The 15,154-nt window shown below is 68.6% G+C and carries 13 protein-coding genes; 5 read left to right on the forward strand and 8 right to left on the reverse strand.

The window, feature by feature from the left end; all coding sequences use genetic code 11:
- Nucleotides 1–37 precede the first annotated feature (37 nt).
- The 8 genes from ACT53R_RS09100 to dnaA all read right to left on the reverse strand — a co-directional run bounded on the left by ACT53R_RS09100 (nt 38) and on the right by dnaA (nt 10,571).
- Complete coding sequence (locus ACT53R_RS09100) at nt 38–706, reverse strand: energy transducer TonB family protein (RefSeq protein ID WP_476171544.1); 669 nt, start codon at nt 704–706, stop codon at nt 38–40.
- A 240-nt stretch (nt 707–946) separates the two neighbouring features.
- Entirely contained in the window at nt 947–2,113 is a 1,167-nt protein-coding gene (locus ACT53R_RS09105) for a tetratricopeptide repeat protein (protein WP_476171545.1), read from the reverse strand.
- Nucleotides 2,114–2,195: 82 nt separating this feature from the next.
- Nucleotides 2,196–3,017, reverse strand: a complete 822-nt coding sequence (locus tag ACT53R_RS09110) for a M48 family metallopeptidase (protein WP_476171546.1) — start codon at nt 3,015–3,017, stop codon at nt 2,196–2,198.
- A gap of 145 nt (nt 3,018–3,162) precedes the next feature.
- Entirely contained in the window at nt 3,163–3,918 is a 756-nt protein-coding gene (locus ACT53R_RS09115; protein WP_476171547.1) for a lysostaphin resistance A-like protein, read from the reverse strand.
- A complete protein-coding gene (gene gyrB, locus ACT53R_RS09120) occupies nt 3,911–6,379 on the reverse strand; it encodes a DNA topoisomerase (ATP-hydrolyzing) subunit B (protein ID WP_476171548.1) in 2,469 nt (822 codons plus the stop codon). The genes ACT53R_RS09115 and gyrB overlap by 8 nt, the downstream gene beginning before the upstream one ends.
- Before the next feature lie 206 nt (nt 6,380–6,585).
- Nucleotides 6,586–7,689 carry a DNA replication/repair protein RecF gene (gene recF / locus ACT53R_RS09125; RefSeq protein ID WP_476171549.1) on the reverse strand — a complete coding sequence of 368 codons (1,104 nt, stop codon included), beginning with the start codon at nt 7,687–7,689 and terminating at the stop codon, nt 6,586–6,588.
- A 139-nt stretch (nt 7,690–7,828) separates the two neighbouring features.
- Nucleotides 7,829–8,929, reverse strand: coding sequence for a DNA polymerase III subunit beta (gene dnaN, locus ACT53R_RS09130; protein ID WP_476171550.1), 1,101 nt, complete (start codon nt 8,927–8,929; stop codon nt 7,829–7,831).
- A 298-nt stretch (nt 8,930–9,227) separates the two neighbouring features.
- Nucleotides 9,228–10,571, reverse strand: a complete 1,344-nt coding sequence (gene dnaA / locus ACT53R_RS09135) for a chromosomal replication initiator protein DnaA (protein WP_476171551.1) — start codon at nt 10,569–10,571, stop codon at nt 9,228–9,230.
- 313 nt (nt 10,572–10,884) lie between these two features.
- Between dnaA and rpmH the strand changes: the two genes are divergently transcribed.
- From rpmH to mnmE, 5 genes are all read left to right on the forward strand, one after another.
- Nucleotides 10,885–11,025: a 50S ribosomal protein L34 gene (rpmH, locus tag ACT53R_RS09140; protein ID WP_041043460.1), complete on the forward strand. Its 141-nt coding sequence runs from the start codon at nt 10,885–10,887 to the stop codon at nt 11,023–11,025.
- A gap of 98 nt (nt 11,026–11,123) precedes the next feature.
- Nucleotides 11,124–11,573 carry a ribonuclease P protein component gene (gene rnpA / locus ACT53R_RS09145; protein WP_476171552.1) on the forward strand — a complete coding sequence of 150 codons (450 nt, stop codon included), beginning with the start codon at nt 11,124–11,126 and terminating at the stop codon, nt 11,571–11,573.
- Nucleotides 11,570–13,255 (forward strand): membrane protein insertase YidC, encoded by a 1,686-nt coding sequence (gene yidC / locus ACT53R_RS09150; RefSeq protein WP_476171553.1) that lies wholly within the window; start codon nt 11,570–11,572, stop codon nt 13,253–13,255. Before rnpA ends, yidC begins: the two co-directional genes overlap by 4 nt.
- A 104-nt stretch (nt 13,256–13,359) precedes the next feature.
- Complete coding sequence (locus ACT53R_RS09155) at nt 13,360–13,725, forward strand: hypothetical protein (RefSeq protein WP_476171554.1); 366 nt, start codon at nt 13,360–13,362, stop codon at nt 13,723–13,725.
- A gap of 13 nt (nt 13,726–13,738) precedes the next feature.
- The gene (gene mnmE, locus ACT53R_RS09160; RefSeq protein ID WP_476171555.1) at nt 13,739–15,085 is read left to right on the forward strand and encodes a tRNA uridine-5-carboxymethylaminomethyl(34) synthesis GTPase MnmE; all 1,347 of its coding nucleotides are present in this window, start codon (nt 13,739–13,741) and stop codon (nt 15,083–15,085) included.
- The last annotated feature ends 69 nt before the right edge of the window (nt 15,086–15,154 follow it).

The raw sequence follows: 15,154 nt of genomic DNA on the forward strand, positions 1-15,154 counted from the left end.
GTGGAACGGGAACGGATCCCTGACGCGGTCGGACGGCTTATTCGACCGCGAAGGCGAACGGCAGGCGGCCCTGGCCGGCGCTGCCGGGGCAGAGCTTGGCGCGGCGGGCCCAGGTGACGGCGGCGCGGTCGAGGTCGCGGTTGCGACTGCTCTTGGCGATGCTGACGTCGGTGATGGTGCCGTCGGCCTGGTAGGTGATCAGGAGCGCGAGGTCGGCGGCCACGCCGGCCTTGCTGACCGCGGCCTGCAGCGGCGCCAGCGACGGGCGGACGCAGAGGGCGGACTTGAGGTCGTTGTCGTTGCGCGGCGTGCCGGTCGGCGCGGGCGGGGCCGGCGGCGCGGGCGGAGCCGGCGGCGGGGCCGGGGTCGACACTGGGGTCGGGTCGTCGAAGACCACCGGCGGCGGCTCCGGCGGCGGCGGCGTCGGGGTCGGCTTCGGCGCCTCCTGCGGCGTCAGCTTGATCTCCTTCGGCGGCTCCGGCGGCGGCGGCGGCGGCGGCGGGGGCGGCGGCGGCGGTTCGATGATGACGACGCTGGTGTTTTCTTCGTCCTGCTTCTCGGCGCCCGGCGGATTGACCGGAACGAGCAGCAGCATGAGCGCGGCGATGTGCAGCGCGATGGCGAAGCTGATGGCGGTGATCCGCGACCAGTTCAGGCCGGAATCTTCGCGGTCGCGCTTGTCATGGATCGGCAACGGTTGGGTCATGCGCAGCAGGCTCGGTTTAGCGGACTCGTGGAGCTGATTCGGTATCGCGTTCGCGATCGATCCCTGATAGTGAACCCGACCCCCAACCCGACACCCCGGAATGGTCGAACCGCGATTGTTCTGCGGACGAGAAGCAGTCGCGGGAATTTGCAAGCTTATACCAATCGCGGCAGGACTTACCAACACCCCCGTCGCGAAATCCCGTCCGCCGCAAAGCCCCCGTGGCGGACGGGCCCTGCCTCACTTCCCGGGCAGGGCGAGAATGTCGTTCGCTTCCTTCGGCTTCTTCACGCCGCGGGCCAACGCTTCGCGTGCGGCGGCCTTGGCTTCGCCGATGCGGTTTTCGTTGCGGAGCACCTTGGCCAGGTTCAGGTACGCATCACCGGTGGTGGCGACCTTGGCGGCGCGACCGTAGAAGTCGATCGCCTGCGGGATCTTGTCCTGGGCGAGGTAGTTCTGGGCGATCAGCGTGTAATCGTTGGCGAGGTCATCCGATGGCTTGATCGCGCCCTTGCCGACGCCGTCCACCAGCACCTCTTCCGCTTCCTTGTACTTGTCGGCGTTGACGTAGCCGATGAACAGCGCGCGGAATTCGTTCTCGCTCTCCAACATGCCCTGCTTGCGCGCGTTCTCCAGCAGCGCATTCGCCTTGTCGTCCTGGTCGGCCTGCTGGTACAGCGACACCGCGTTCATCATGATCTTGCGATCGCCCGGATGCGCGGCGACCAGCTTTTCGTACACCGCGGCGCCTTCGGCGGCGCGATCGAGCTTGCTCAGCACGTAGGCCTTGAGGCCGAGTGCCTGTTCGCTCTCGTTCTTGGTTTCGCTGATGTAGCGATCGATCCAGGTCAGCGCTTCGGCTTCGCGGTCGACTTCGTTGAGCGTGACCGCGAGGTTGAACATGATCTGGTAGTGGCCGTTGTTGTCGAGGCCGTTCGCCTGCATCGTCTTGAGGTAATAGTCGGCGGCCTTGGCCTTGTCGCCCAGCTTGAGTTCGGCGCTGGCGGCGAGCTGCGCGAAATAGCTGTTGAGATAGGCGTTCTGCGACGCGGGCAGGAAGGCGTCGACCTTGGCGATCACGTCGGCGAACTTGTTGGCGTCGAAATCGGCCTGGATCTCGTTGGCGGTCTTGGCTTCCTTCTGCGAGACCTTCTTTTCCGGCGGCTTGCGCGTGGCCTGCGGGAACATCTCCGGCTGCGCCGGGTTGGCGGCCTGCGCCTTGCGCTGGCGGGCGCGTTCGGCGGCGGCGGCGGCGCTGCCGCTCATCGTCGCGGAGCGCGGCTTGTCCTCGAATTCGCCGTTGTCGTCTTCCTGCGCCAGGACCTGGCCGGCGAAGGCGCAGCCCAGCAGCAGCCCGACGGCGGCGGCGAGGGCGGTGTTCGGGAAGGGACGGGCAGGCACGGTCATGGATGTTCTCGACGGAGGAAGGACGGCAGGTGCGGCGCAAGCCGCGGTGGCAGGGGGGTGCAAGCGTAACGCGTCGCGGCGCTCAGCCACAGCTGGGCTTTCGGCCACTGGCGCGCGCCTGTTCGTAGACCGGCATCAGGCTGTCGGCGCGCTTGCGCATTTCGCCGATGCGGGATTTCGGGTCGGGGTGGGTGGACAGCCACTGCGGCGGACGGCTGCCGTTGCTGGCCAGCATGTTCTGCCACAGCTCGATGGCCTGGTGCGGATCGTAGCCGGCCTGCGCCATGAGGCGCTGGCCGACGACGTCGGCTTCGTTTTCCTGTTCGCGCGTGCCGGGCAGCAGGAACGTGGTCTGCAGCAGCAGGCCACCGCCCTGCGACACGCCCTGCGCGACGCCATCGCCGTAGCGCGAACCCGCGAGCAGGCTGGCGACGCTCAGCGCGGCCTGTGCACCGTACTGGCGGGTGATGCGCTCGTCGTGATGGCGCTCGACGACATGGCCGATCTCGTGGCCGACCACGGCCGCGAGCTGGCCCTGCGATTTCGCGACATCGAAGATGCCGGTGTACACGCCGACCTTGCCGCCGGGCAACGCGAACGCGTTCGGCGTCTTGTCGACGAACACTGCGGATTCCCAGCCGGTCTGGCGCCACTGCGGCGGCAGCTCGCGCACGATGCTGTCGACCACGCAGCGCACGTAGGCGTTCTGGCGCGCGTCCTGGCTCAGCGGTTTCTGGCCCTTTTCCTGGTTGAAGGCCTGGATGCCGAGCTGGTTGAGCTGGTCCTGCGACACCGCGCCGACGTACTGCGTGCGGCCGGTCGACGAGGTGGTGGTGGCGCACCCCGCGAGCACGAACACGCAGGCCACGCCGAGCACGGCCGTGCGGGCATTCCTCGGTCTCATGGCGGCGTCTCCGGGCAGCGGGGGCGACACTTTGTAATCTGCCGGGGATTAAGGTTTCGTCAAACGCCTTTTTCCCGGGTTCCGGCGCGGTTCGCGCCGTGCACAAGACCATGCGTCGCGTGCAGCTTGCCGGCCCGCGCGCGGATCAGCGCAGCAGCATCAGCAGGCCGATCGCGTTGTACGCGGCATGCGCGAGGATCGCGGCCCACAGCGTGCCGCAGCGGCGATAGACGAGGGCGAAGGCGACGCCCATCAGCGCATACACCGACCACAGCACCAGGCCGGCGGCCAGACCGCCCTCGCCCATGCCCGGAAGCTCGTGGACGCACGCGAACAGCGCGGCGCTGATCGCCAGCCCCGCCCGCGGAAAGCCCGCCTGCGCGAAGCGCCCGAACACGACGCGGCGGAACAGCACTTCCTCGTACAGCGGCGCCAGCACGACGACGAAGCTCCACAGCAGCACGGGATGCCGTTGCAGCAAGGTGCGGATGATCGCGTCGTTGCTCGGATCGACCTGCAGGCCGGATGCCGACGCCACGGCGCCGAGCGCGGCCGCCAGCAGCGTGAGGCCGAGCGCCGCGAGCATCGCGATGCCCCACGTCGCGGACCTGCGTGCCGCAGTCAAGGATTCGCGCCATTCCCCGCGCGAAGGACGCCGGCGCCACCACAGCAAGCCTGCGGCCGCGCTGCCCATCGCGGCGATCATCGACAGCACTTCGGCCAATGGCCCGGGCATGGCGGCACGTTGCGCGCCGTTCGCGGCATGTCCGGCGTCGTGCGTCGCGGCCCAGACGATGCCACAGGCCATGAACGCGCCGAGTGCCAGCGCGACGGCGAGCGCGAGATCGAGCGCGAACGCGACGGCGAGGCCGGACGCGCGCGCGACCCTCGGCTCAGACATCCAGGTTGGCCACCTTCAACGCGTTGTCCTCGATGAACTCGCGCCGCGGTTCGACCACGTCGCCCATCAGCGTGCTGAAGATCTGGTCGGCGGCGACCGCGTCCTCGATCCGCACCTGCAACAGGCGGCGGGTGTCGGGATTCACCGTGGTTTCCCACAGCTGCTCGGGATTCATTTCGCCGAGGCCCTTGAAGCGCTGGATCTGGCGACCCTTCTTCGCTTCCTCGAGCAGCCAGGCGTAGGCCTGCGCGAAGTCGGACACCGGTTCCTCGCGGTTGCCGCGGACGATCTTCGCGCCGGCGCCGAGCAGATCGTGCAGTTGGTCGGCAGCATCACGCAGCGCGCGCAGTTCACCTTGCTCGAAGCTGTTCGCGGCGAGTTCGTGGACCACGGTCTCACCCATGTGCGTGCGACGCACGATCAGCGCGGCGCCCTGCTGTTCTCCGGCGGCGCGCGCTTCCAGGCGGAAGCGCGGACGGCCCAGCGCGGTGCTGTTGAGGCGCTTCTCCAGCGCGTCCAGCGGCGCGCGATCGCCGGCGAGCTTCGCCAGCGCGTCGGCGCCCAGCGGCGGGAACGCGATCAGGGATTCCAGCAGCGCGGGATCGTAGCGGTAGGCGTTGCGTGCGATCACGTCGCGCGCACCGGCGTACGCCAGCAGCAGGTCCTGCAGGCCCTTCCCGGTCACCGGCGGCGCGCCGGCGGCGGGCACCAGCTGCGCGCCTTCCACGGCGTTGCCGGCGAGGTATTCGTCCAGTGCCGCGTCGTCCTTGAGGTACAGCTCGTTGCGGCCCTGCTTGATCTTGTACAGCGGCGGCAGGCCGATGTAGATGTGGCCGCGCTCGATCAGCTCCTTCATTTGCCGGTAGAAGAACGTCAGCAGCAGCGTGCGGATGTGCGAGCCGTCGACGTCGGCGTCGGTCATGATGATGATGCGGTGGTAGCGCAGCTTGTCCGGGTTGTACTCGTCCTTGCCGATGCCGGTGCCCAGCGCGGTGATCAGCGTGCCGACTTCGGCGCTGCCGAGCATGCGGTCGAAGCGCGCGCGTTCCACGTTGAGGATCTTGCCGCGCAGCGGGAGCACCGCCTGGTTGCGGCGATTGCGGCCCTGCTTCGCCGAGCCGCCCGCCGAGTCGCCCTCGACGATGAACAGTTCGGACAGCGCCGGATCCTTCTCCTGGCAGTCGGCCAGCTTGCCCGGCAGGCCGGCGATGTCGAGCGCGCCCTTGCGACGGGTCAGGTCGCGCGCCTTGCGCGCGGCTTCGCGCGCCCGCGCGGCGTCGATGATCTTGCCGACGATGGCCTGCGCTTCCTTCGGGTTTTCCTGCAGGAATTCCTCGAGCTTGGTGCCGAACACGTTGTCGGTGACCGGACGCACTTCCTCGGTGACCAGCTTTTCCTTCGTCTGCGAGGAGAAACCCGGGTCCGGCACCTTCACCGACAGCACCGCGACCATGCCTTCGCGCATGTCCTCGCCGGAGAGGCTGACCTTTTCCTTCTTCGCGACGCCGGTCTGCTCGATGTACTTGTTCAGCACGCGCGTCAGCGCGGCGCGGAAGCCCGTGAGGTGCGTGCCGCCGTCCTTCTGCGGGATGTTGTTGGTGAAGCAGAACATCGTTTCCTGGTAGGCGTCGGTCCACTGCAGCGCGACGTCCACGGTGATGCCGTTCTGCTCGCCGGTCACCGAGATGACGTTCGGATGCAGCGGGTTCTTCAGCTGCGCGAGATGCTCGACGAAGCTGCGGATGCCGCCGGCGTACTCGAACAGGTCCTGCTTGCCCTCGCCGCGTTCGTCGACCAGCGAGATCTTCACGCCCGAGTTGAGGAACGACAGTTCGCGCAGGCGGTACGCCAGGATGTCGTAGTGGAATTCGGTGTTGCCCTTGAACGCTTCGGCCGACGGCCAGAAGCGCACCAGCGTGCCGCGCTTGTCCGAGGCTTCCAGCTGCTTCAGCGGATAGACCGGCTCGCCGTGGCGGTATTCCTGCTGGTAGTGGTGGCCTTCGCGCCAGATGTCGAGCGTCAGCTTCTCCGACAGCGCGTTCACCACCGACACGCCGACGCCGTGCAGGCCGCCGGAGACCTTGTAGCTGTTGTCGTCGAACTTGCCGCCGGCGTGCAGCACCGTCATGACGACTTCGGCGGCGCTGACCTCGCGGCCCAGCTTCTCGCTCATCGACGCATGGCGGCCCACCGGGATGCCGCGGCCGTTGTCCCACACCGACACCGAACCATCGGCGTGGATGGTGACGAGGACCGTGTTGGCGTGGCCGGCCAGCGCCTCGTCGACGCCGTTGTCGACGACCTCGAACACCATGTGATGCAGGCCGCTGCCATCGTGCACGTTGCCGATGTACATGCCGGGGCGCTTGCGGACGGCTTCGAGTCCTTCCAGCGCGGTGATGCTGTTGGCGTCGTAGGTGTTGTTGCCGGTGCCGGGCTGCGGCTGGGTTTCGTCGGTCATTCGCTTCGATCGGCTGCGGTTGCAGGAAGGACACGCCGCGGGCCGCGCCGTGGGCGCGCGCGATACATTAGCTATGGTGTCCAGCTGCGCATTATAGCGCGTGCGCCGGATCGGGCTGGGACGGCCTCCCGGACCCCGGGATCTCGCGCGCCAGTGGCTCCGGAGAAGCGGTCACGAGCCGGAATATGTCCTCGCGCGCCTTTGGATCAGACCGGGCGCGAAACCACGTCGCCGTGTTCCACGTGAAACACCACGGGTTCCACCAACTGTTCGGACGCCAGCTCGGACAAGGCCGGCGGCATTTCGGTGCCGGTGACGAAGATCTGGGCCCCGGAGGCCAGCAGCCGCTCCAGCACACGCCGCTGATGGCGGCGATCCAGCTCCGACGCCAGATCATCCAGTGCGATCACCGGCCACTCCCCCCGCTCGCCGGCGTGCTGCTCGGCCTGGGCCAGCAGCACCGACAGCGCGGTGAGCTTCGCCTGCCCGCGGGAGAGCGCTTCCCGGCCCGGCAGGGCCGCGTAGTCGATCCGCCAGTCGGCCCGGTGCGGACCCACCGAAGTGAAGCCGTTGCCGAGGTCGCGATCACGGGCGACCAGCAGCGCATCCGACAGGGAGAGGGTGTCCCGGGCCCAGCCCGGCTGGAACTGGAGTCGCGCAGTGCCAAGCGACGGTACGAGACCGGCAGCGATCGTCTGCAGGACCGGCTCCAGCCTCTCCAGATAGGCCTGGCGACGCCGGGTCAGCGGTTCGCCGGCTTCGGCCAGTTCGTGGTCCCAGACGTCCAGCTGGCCGTCGCGGATCCGCGCCTTCAGCAGCGCGTTGCGCTGCTTCAGCGCCCGGGCATACCGGCGCCACAGCGGGAGAAAACCAGGTTCCACGTGGAACAAGCCCCAATCGACCAGCCGCCGCCGCGGTTCGCCGCCACCGGTGATCAGCGCGTGGCTGCCCGGCTCGAAGGTGACGACCGCCAATGCCGCGCACAGGTCGCCGAGCTGGGCGACGGGTGCGCCGTCGAGCCGGCCTTCCCAACGCTGTCCTGCATGCCGCAGACCGGCCCGGCGCGAGCGTCCGCTGGCGTCCTCCTGCCATTCGGCGAAAACTTCCACCGCCTCGGTACCGGTGCGGATCAAACCGTCGCGGACGCGCCCGCGGAAGCTGCGACCGTAGGCCAGGAGGTGCAGGGCTTCGAGCAGGGTGGTCTTGCCGGCGCCGTTGTCGCCGGTGATCAGGTTCAGGCCGGGAGCGGGGCGCAGTTCGGCTTCACCGAACCGGCGCACGTCGGTCACGCGCAATCGGGTCACGTGCATGCCGGCCTCCGATATGCGGGCCCGTCGACGAGCAACGCGGCTTTGGGCAGCACAGGCATCAAACGAAATCGCCCGGGAGGTCCCGGGCGAATCGTGTCGAAACGAAAACGATGTTCCACGTGAAACGCCACGGCTCGGGTCAGAGCCTCAGCGGCATGACGACGTGGCGGCACTTCTGGCTACCGGCTTCGCGGAGCAGGGCGGACGAGTTGGCGTCGCGCAGCTGCAGGACCACATGCTCGTCGCGCAGGGCGGAGAGGGCATCCAACAGGTAGTTCACGTTGAAGCCGATCACCAGGCTGTCGACGCGGGTCTCGGCCTCGACCTCTTCCTGCGCTTCTTCCTGTTCCGGGTTGTGTGCGTTGATCTTCAGCTGGCCGGGCGAGACTTCGATGCGCACGCCGCGATACTTCTCGTTCGAAAGGATCGCCGCACGCTGGAGCGAAGCGCGGAAGGCTTCGCGGTCGATCTTCACCTCGCGATCGGCGCCGATCGGGATCACCGCCTCGTAGTCGGGGAAGCGGCCGTCGATCAGCTTGCTGGTGAAGGTCACGTCGTCGCGCTTCACCCGGATGTGGCTGCGGCCCATCTCGAGTTCGAGTTCGCGGTCGCCGCCTTCCAGCAGGCGCTGGAGTTCGAGCACGCCCTTGCGCGGCACGATGATCTGGCGCTTGGTCTGCACCGGCGCTTCCAGCCCGGTCTCGCACAGCGCGAGGCGATGGCCGTCGGTGGCGACGCAGCGCAGGATCGCGTCGCGCAGGTCGAACAGCAGGCCGTTGAGGTAGTAGCGAACGTCCTGCTGGGCCATCGCGAACGCGGTGCGTTCGATCAGTTCCTTCAGTCCGGCTTCGCCGACCTTCACGCGCTCGGTAGCGTCGACTTCATCCAGCGCCGGGAAATCGTTGGCCGGCAGGCTGGCGAGGGTGAAGCGGCTGCGGCCGGCTTGCACCGTGATCTTGTCGCCGCTCTGGCTGATCGTGACCCGGCTGCCATCGGGCAGGGCACGGACGATCTCGAACAGCTTGCGGGCCGGGATGGTGATTTCGCCGTCCTGGGCATCCTCGACCTTCGTGCGGGCGACCATCTCGACTTCCAGATCGGTGCCGGTCAGCGACAGCAGATCTCCGTCGACCCGGGCCAGCAGGTTCGCCAGCACCGGGAGCGTCTGGCGACGCTCGACCACGTTCACGACCTGAGCCAGCGGCTTCAGGAGCACTTCGCGTTGCAGGCTGAAACGCATCGGATTCGGTTCCCCTCGTGAGCGACGCTGGTGCACCGCTCTGGCTTCTAAAAGATGTAAATCTATAAAAACGGTGGTGATGGTAGCGCGAAAAACGGTGGGAAACGCACTCAAGTCGCTGTTTTCGAACGCTTTTCCCGAACTTCCAACGTCTGTATAACCGCAACCTCGTCGTGGGGATGGCCTGTGGATAGTTTCGGGCGCGTCGGCGGGCGCCGTTTTTATCCACAACTTGTCTCCACGCCATGCGCAAATTACGAAATGCGGGTGTGGATATCCACACTTTTCGCCGTGCCGGTCACTCGCTGAGCTTGCGGATCAACTTGTCCCAGTCCTCGCGCAGCTTGCCGTCACTCTCGATCAACGTGCGGATCTGGCGGCAGGCGTGCAGCACCGTGGTGTGGTCGCGGCCCGCGAAGGCGTCGCCGATCTCCGGCAGGCTGTGCTCGGTCAGCTCCTTGGCCAGCGCCATCGCCACCTGGCGCGGGCGCGCCAGCGAGCGCGTGCGGCGCTTGGACAGCAGGTCCTTGATCTGCAGGCCGTAGTAGTCGGCCACGGCCTTCTGGATGTTGGCGATGCCGATGGCCTGCTGCTGCGCGCGCAGCAGGTCGCGCAGGGTTTCCTGCGCGAACTCGGCGGTGATCGCGCGGCCGGTGAAGTTGGCGCGCGCCGCCAGCGTGTTGAGCGCACCTTCGAGGTCGCGCACGTTGCTGCGCATCTTCTTGGCGAGCAGGAACGCCACGTCCTCCGGCAGCGCCACGTTGCGCTCGCGCGCCTTGCTCAGCACGATCGCGGCGCGGGTCTCGAAGTCCGGCGGATCGATCGCCACCGACAGGCCCCAGGCCAGCCGCGACTTCAGCCGCGGCTCCAGACCTTCGACCTCGCGCGGATAGCGGTCGCAGGTCATGATGATCTGCTGCCGGCTGTCGAACAGCGCGTTGAAGGTATGGAAGAACTCTTCCTGGGTGCGGTCCTTGCCGGCGAAGAACTGGATGTCGTCGATCAGCAGTGCGTCGATCTGTTGGAACTGGCGCTTGAACTGGTCCGACGACTTTTCCTGGATCGAGCGGAAGAACGCGTTGTAGAACTGCTCCGAGCGCAGGTACATCACCCGCATGCCCGGATTGAGCCGCCGCATCTCGTTGCCCGCGGCGAACATCAGGTGGGTCTTGCCGAGGCCCGTGCCGCCGTACAGCAGCAGTGGGTTGTGGGCGCGGTCGCCGGGCTTCTGCGCGGCCTGCAGCGCCGCCGCGAAACCGAGCTGGTTGCTGCGGCCTTCGACGAAGTTGGCGAACGTGTAATGGCCATCGAGGTTGCCGCCGAATTCCGGCGCGGTGCGGCTGGCCGCCACCGCAGCGGCGTGGGCCTGCGTCGGCGTGAGCGTGGGTGCGACGCCGGCCGCCGGTTTCGGCGCCGAGCCGACTTCCAGCGAGACCGTCGCGCCGTCGGCGAGGTATTCCATGAGTTCGGCGATGCGCGGCAGGTATTTTTCCTGCACGGCATCGCGCACGAACGCGTTGGGGGCGTACAGCACCAGACCGTCGTCGCGCAGGCGAGCCTGCAGCGGTTTCAGCCAGGTCTGGACCTCCTCCACCGGCAGTTCGGCTTCGAGACGTTCGAGACAGCGGGGCCAGGCATCCATCAGGGGTATCGGGCGGGGTATGGAGATCGTACGGAGGCGCAGCGCGCGGGAATGCGGACGCGGGAGAGCGCCGGGCCGGCCGCGGGATGCGCGGAGCGGGCACGGTCGTAGCGGAGGCGTCTGCCGAGCCGGTCAGACTACCATCGCCCCGCCGCCCCCGCACCCGGCCGGGCCTTGCGCCCGCGTCGCATTTGACCGGAGCGCCGGGCGCCGGGCATAATCGCCGGTTCTTGCGGTTTCGGTGATGCGCTTCGGCGCCCATTCGTCGTCTCCGCCTCCCGACACACGACTCAAGAACGCAACGAGCCCGACCATGGCCACCAAGCGCACCTACCAGCCCAGCAACCTCAAGCGCAAGCGCGACCACGGCTTCCGTGCCCGCATGAAGACCGCGGACGGCCGCAAGGTGCTTGCCCGCCGTCGCGCCAAGGGCCGCAAGCGTCTCACCGCCTGACCTGACGGACTGATCCGACGGTTCCGGGGTGCAAGCCCGTCGTCGCCCTCCGCGCGACGCTTCCGGGATTGCCCCGCTCCGTTTCCGGGCGGCATGACATGACCCCCGGCCTTTCCGGCATCGCCCGCTACCCGCGCTCCGCGCGGGTACGCGCGCGTCCGGAATTCGATGCCGTGTTCGCCGGCGGCCGCCGTGCCGCCAACGCGCTGCTTGCGCTGCACCACCTGGGCGACGACCGCCCCGCCCGGCTGGGCCTCGCGGTCTCGCGCAAGGTCGATCGCCGCGCCGTCGTCCGCAACCGCATCAAGCGCGTGCTGCGCGACCGTTTCCGCCACCTGCGCGCCAGCCTGCCCGGCGGTGCCTACGTGGTCGTGGCTCGCAGCGGCGCCGCGCGCGCCAGCGGTGCCGAACTCGGCGACGCCCTGCGCCAGGCCTTGCGCCGGCTTGCGTTGCCCCCATCCAAGGCCGGCGGCACAATGCCGCCCGCTTCTCCCTCCACCGCACAGGCGCCATGCAACGCAGGCGCGACGGGTCCGTCCACCACATGAATTCGATGCGCAGTTTCCTTCTGTTCGCCTGGCTGATGGTGGCGGCGATCCTGTGGATGCAGTGGAACAAGGAACAGCAGCCGGCGCCGCCTGTGCCGGCCGTGGCCAACGCCGCCGGCACGCCGGTCGATGGCCTGCCACCGCCCGCCCTGCCCGATGCGGTCCCGACCGCCGGCGCCACTGCGCCCGCGATGACGGCCACGCCGTCGCCGACCGCGAATGCGCCGACTGTCACCCTGTCCAACGACGTGCTGCGCCTGGTGCTCGATGGCGGCCACGTGCGTCGTGCCGACCTGCTCGGCTACCGCACCAGCCGCAACGATCCCACGCCGGTGCGTTTGCTCGATGACGCGCCCGCGCATCGCTACCTCGCCGAAAGCGGCTGGCGCAGCGCGCAGGGCGCACCGAACGCCAACGGCTTCGTGCCCGAGCAGTCCGCCACCGACCTGCGTCTGGCCGATGGCGCCAGGGACGTCAGCGCACGCTTCGTCTGGACCGGCGCCGACGGCGTGACCGTGCGTCGTACCTACACGCTCGCCCGCGGCAGCTATGCCTTGCAGGTGCGCGACGACGTCCTCAATGCCGGCAGCAAGCCCTGGACCGGCGATGTGTACCGCCAGCTGGGCCGCATCCCGCCGAAGATCGACCACGGCCTGACCAGTCCCGAGCGCTTCGGCTTCAACGGCGCCGCGTGGTACACGCCGGACGCGAAGTACAACAAGCGCGACTACGACAAGTTCGACGACGACGGCAAACTCGATCCGATCCGCGTCGACAACGCCAGCGGTGGCTGGATCGCGCTGCTGCAGCACTACTTCTTCGCCGCGTGGATCCCGCAGGCCGACCAGCACTCGAACTACGAACTGGCGCACGCCGGCGAACTCCGCGGCATTTCCGCCAGCGGCCCGCGGTTCACGGTGCCGGCCGGCGGCAGCGCGCACACCGTCGCGCGGCTGTGGATCGGTCCGAAGCTGCCCGAGCAGCTGTCGGCGCAGGCCCCGGGCCTGGAACGTGCGATGGATTACGGCATCTTCCGCATCATCGCCGAGCCCATCCACAAGCTGCTCGGCCTGCTCCACGGCGTCACCGCCAATTGGGGCTGGGCGATCGTGCTGCTGGTGCTGATCATCAAGTTGCTGCTGTATCCGCTGTCGGCCGCGCAGTACAAGTCGACCGCCAAGATGCGCAAGTTCCAGCCGCGCATGGCGCAGTTGAAGGAGCGCTTCGCCAACGAGCCGCAGAAATACCAGGAAGCGATGCTCGACCTGTACCGCAAGGAGAAGATCAATCCCGCCGGCGGCTGCCTGCCGGTGCTGATCCAGATGCCGATCTTCCTGTCGCTGTACTGGGTGCTGATCGAATCGGTGGAACTGCGCCAGGCGCCGTGGATGCTGTGGATCCAGGACCTGACCTCGCGCGATCCGTACTTCATCCTGCCGGTGATCAACGCCGCGGTGATGTTCGTCACCCAGCGCATGACCCCGATGGTCGGCATCGATCCGATCCAGCAGCGCATGTTCCAGTTCATGCCGCTGATCTTCGGCGTGATGTTCGCGTTCTTCCCGGCCGGCCTGGTGCTGTACTGGGTCACCAACGGCGCGCTGGGCCTGCTGCAGCAGTGGTGGATGCTGCGCAAGTACGGCGAGAAGCCGAGCAGCGGCGGCACCGTCGCCAAGGCCTGATCGCCTCCCGCGACGCGACCTGCGAAAAGCCCGCCGACTGGCGGGCTTTTCGTTTTCCGGCACCATCGCTATCGTGCATGCCGACCGGGCCGGAGAAGCGCGTCGTGCGTCCGAACATCACCGAAATCTGGATCCTCGGCAGCGGCATGGTCGCGCTGTTGCTGGCGGCGATCGCCGTGAACCTCGTGGTGCCGCAGTTCCAGGACATCTTCGACGGCTTCGGTGCACAGCTGCCTTGGCTGACGATGGTGTTCGTGAAGCACCGCCACGCGTTCTTTCTGTTGCCGCTGTTGCCGCCACTGCTGTGGTGGGGCCTGGCGCGGACCGCACGCAAGGCGCCGGGCGCCGGCAGGCATGCGGCGATGATCGCCCTGCTGGTGGCGCTGGGGCTGACGTTCGTGATGGTGCCGCTCGCGATCATCGCGATGTACCTGCCGATCTTCGGCCTCGCTGGCGCCGTCGACGGTTGAGATGCACGCCGCCATGACCGCCACCGACACCATCGTCGCGATCGCCACCGCCGCGGGCGCCGCGGGCGTGGGCGTCGTGCGCCTGTCGGGGCCACGATCATGCGACATCGCGACGACGCTCAGCGGCCGTCGACCGACGCCGCGCCACGCGCACCACGCGCGGTTCCGCGATGCCGACGGTGAAGTGCTCGACGACGGCCTGCTGCTGTATTTCCGCGCGCCGGCCAGCTACACCGGCGAGGACGTGGTCGAACTGCAGGCGCACGGCAGCCCCGCCGTGCTGCGCGCGCTGGTCGATCGCTGCTGTGCGCTGGGCGCGCGCATGGCGCGGCCCGGTGAATTCAGCGAACGCGCCTTCCTCAACGGCAAGCTCGACCTCGCCCAGGCCGAGGCCGTCGCCGATCTCATCGCCGCCGGCGATGCGCGCGCCGCGCGCGCCGCGCGTCGTTCGCTCGACGGCGTGTTCTCGCGTCGCGTCGATGCGCTTGCCGACGCGCTGCTCGGCCTGCGCGTGCACGTCGAGGCCGCGATCGATTTCGCCGACGAACCGCTGGACACGCTCGGCGGCGACCGGCTGCGCGACGGCTTCGCCCGCGCGGCGGCGGATCTCGACGCGCTGCTGGTCGAAGCCGAACGCGGCCGCCGCCTGCGCGACGGCCTGCACGCGGTGATCGTCGGGCCGCCGAACGCCGGCAAGAGTTCGCTGCTGAACGCCCTGGCCGGCAGCGAACGCGCGATCGTCAGCGACATCGCCGGCACCACCCGCGACCTGCTGCGCGAGACGGTGCGCATCGACGGCATGGAACTGACCCTCGTCGACACCGCCGGCCTGCGCGCAGGAGGCGACGCGATCGAGCGCGAAGGCATGCGCCGCGCCGGCGACGAACTGACCCGCGCCGACCTCGCGCTGGTGGTGCTGGACGCACGCGATCCCGACGCGGGCCGCGCCGCCGTCGCCGAAGCCATCGTCGGCGTGCCGCAGCGGCTGTGGCTGTACAACAAGGCCGACCTGGTCGATGCCGAGGCGGCCGGTGCCGTGCTCCGTCCCGGCGAGGACGCGGTCGTGGTTTCGGCCCGGACCGGCGCCGGGCTGGACCGGCTCCACGCGCGGCTCCGTGCCCTGGCCGGCGACGGCGAGGGCACTGAAGGCGCCTTCAGTGCCCGGGCGCGTCAGGTGGACGCGCTGCGTCGCGCCGCGCAAGCCTTGGCCGAAGCGCGGCAGTCGCTGGACGACGACGTGCTGGAACTGGCCGCGGAGTCCCTGCGTGCCGCCCACGACGCGCTGGGCGAAATCACCGGCAGACTTGCGCCGGACGAAATACTCGGTCACATTTTTTCGCGCTTCTGTATCGGAAAGTAGACGCCGGTCGCGCGCTGCGTCCGGAGGCATGACGCCGGCGTCGAGCTGGCACAGGATGTGCTTGAATTT

It is taken from the genome of Lysobacter sp. DMC104, assembly GCF_056313665.1.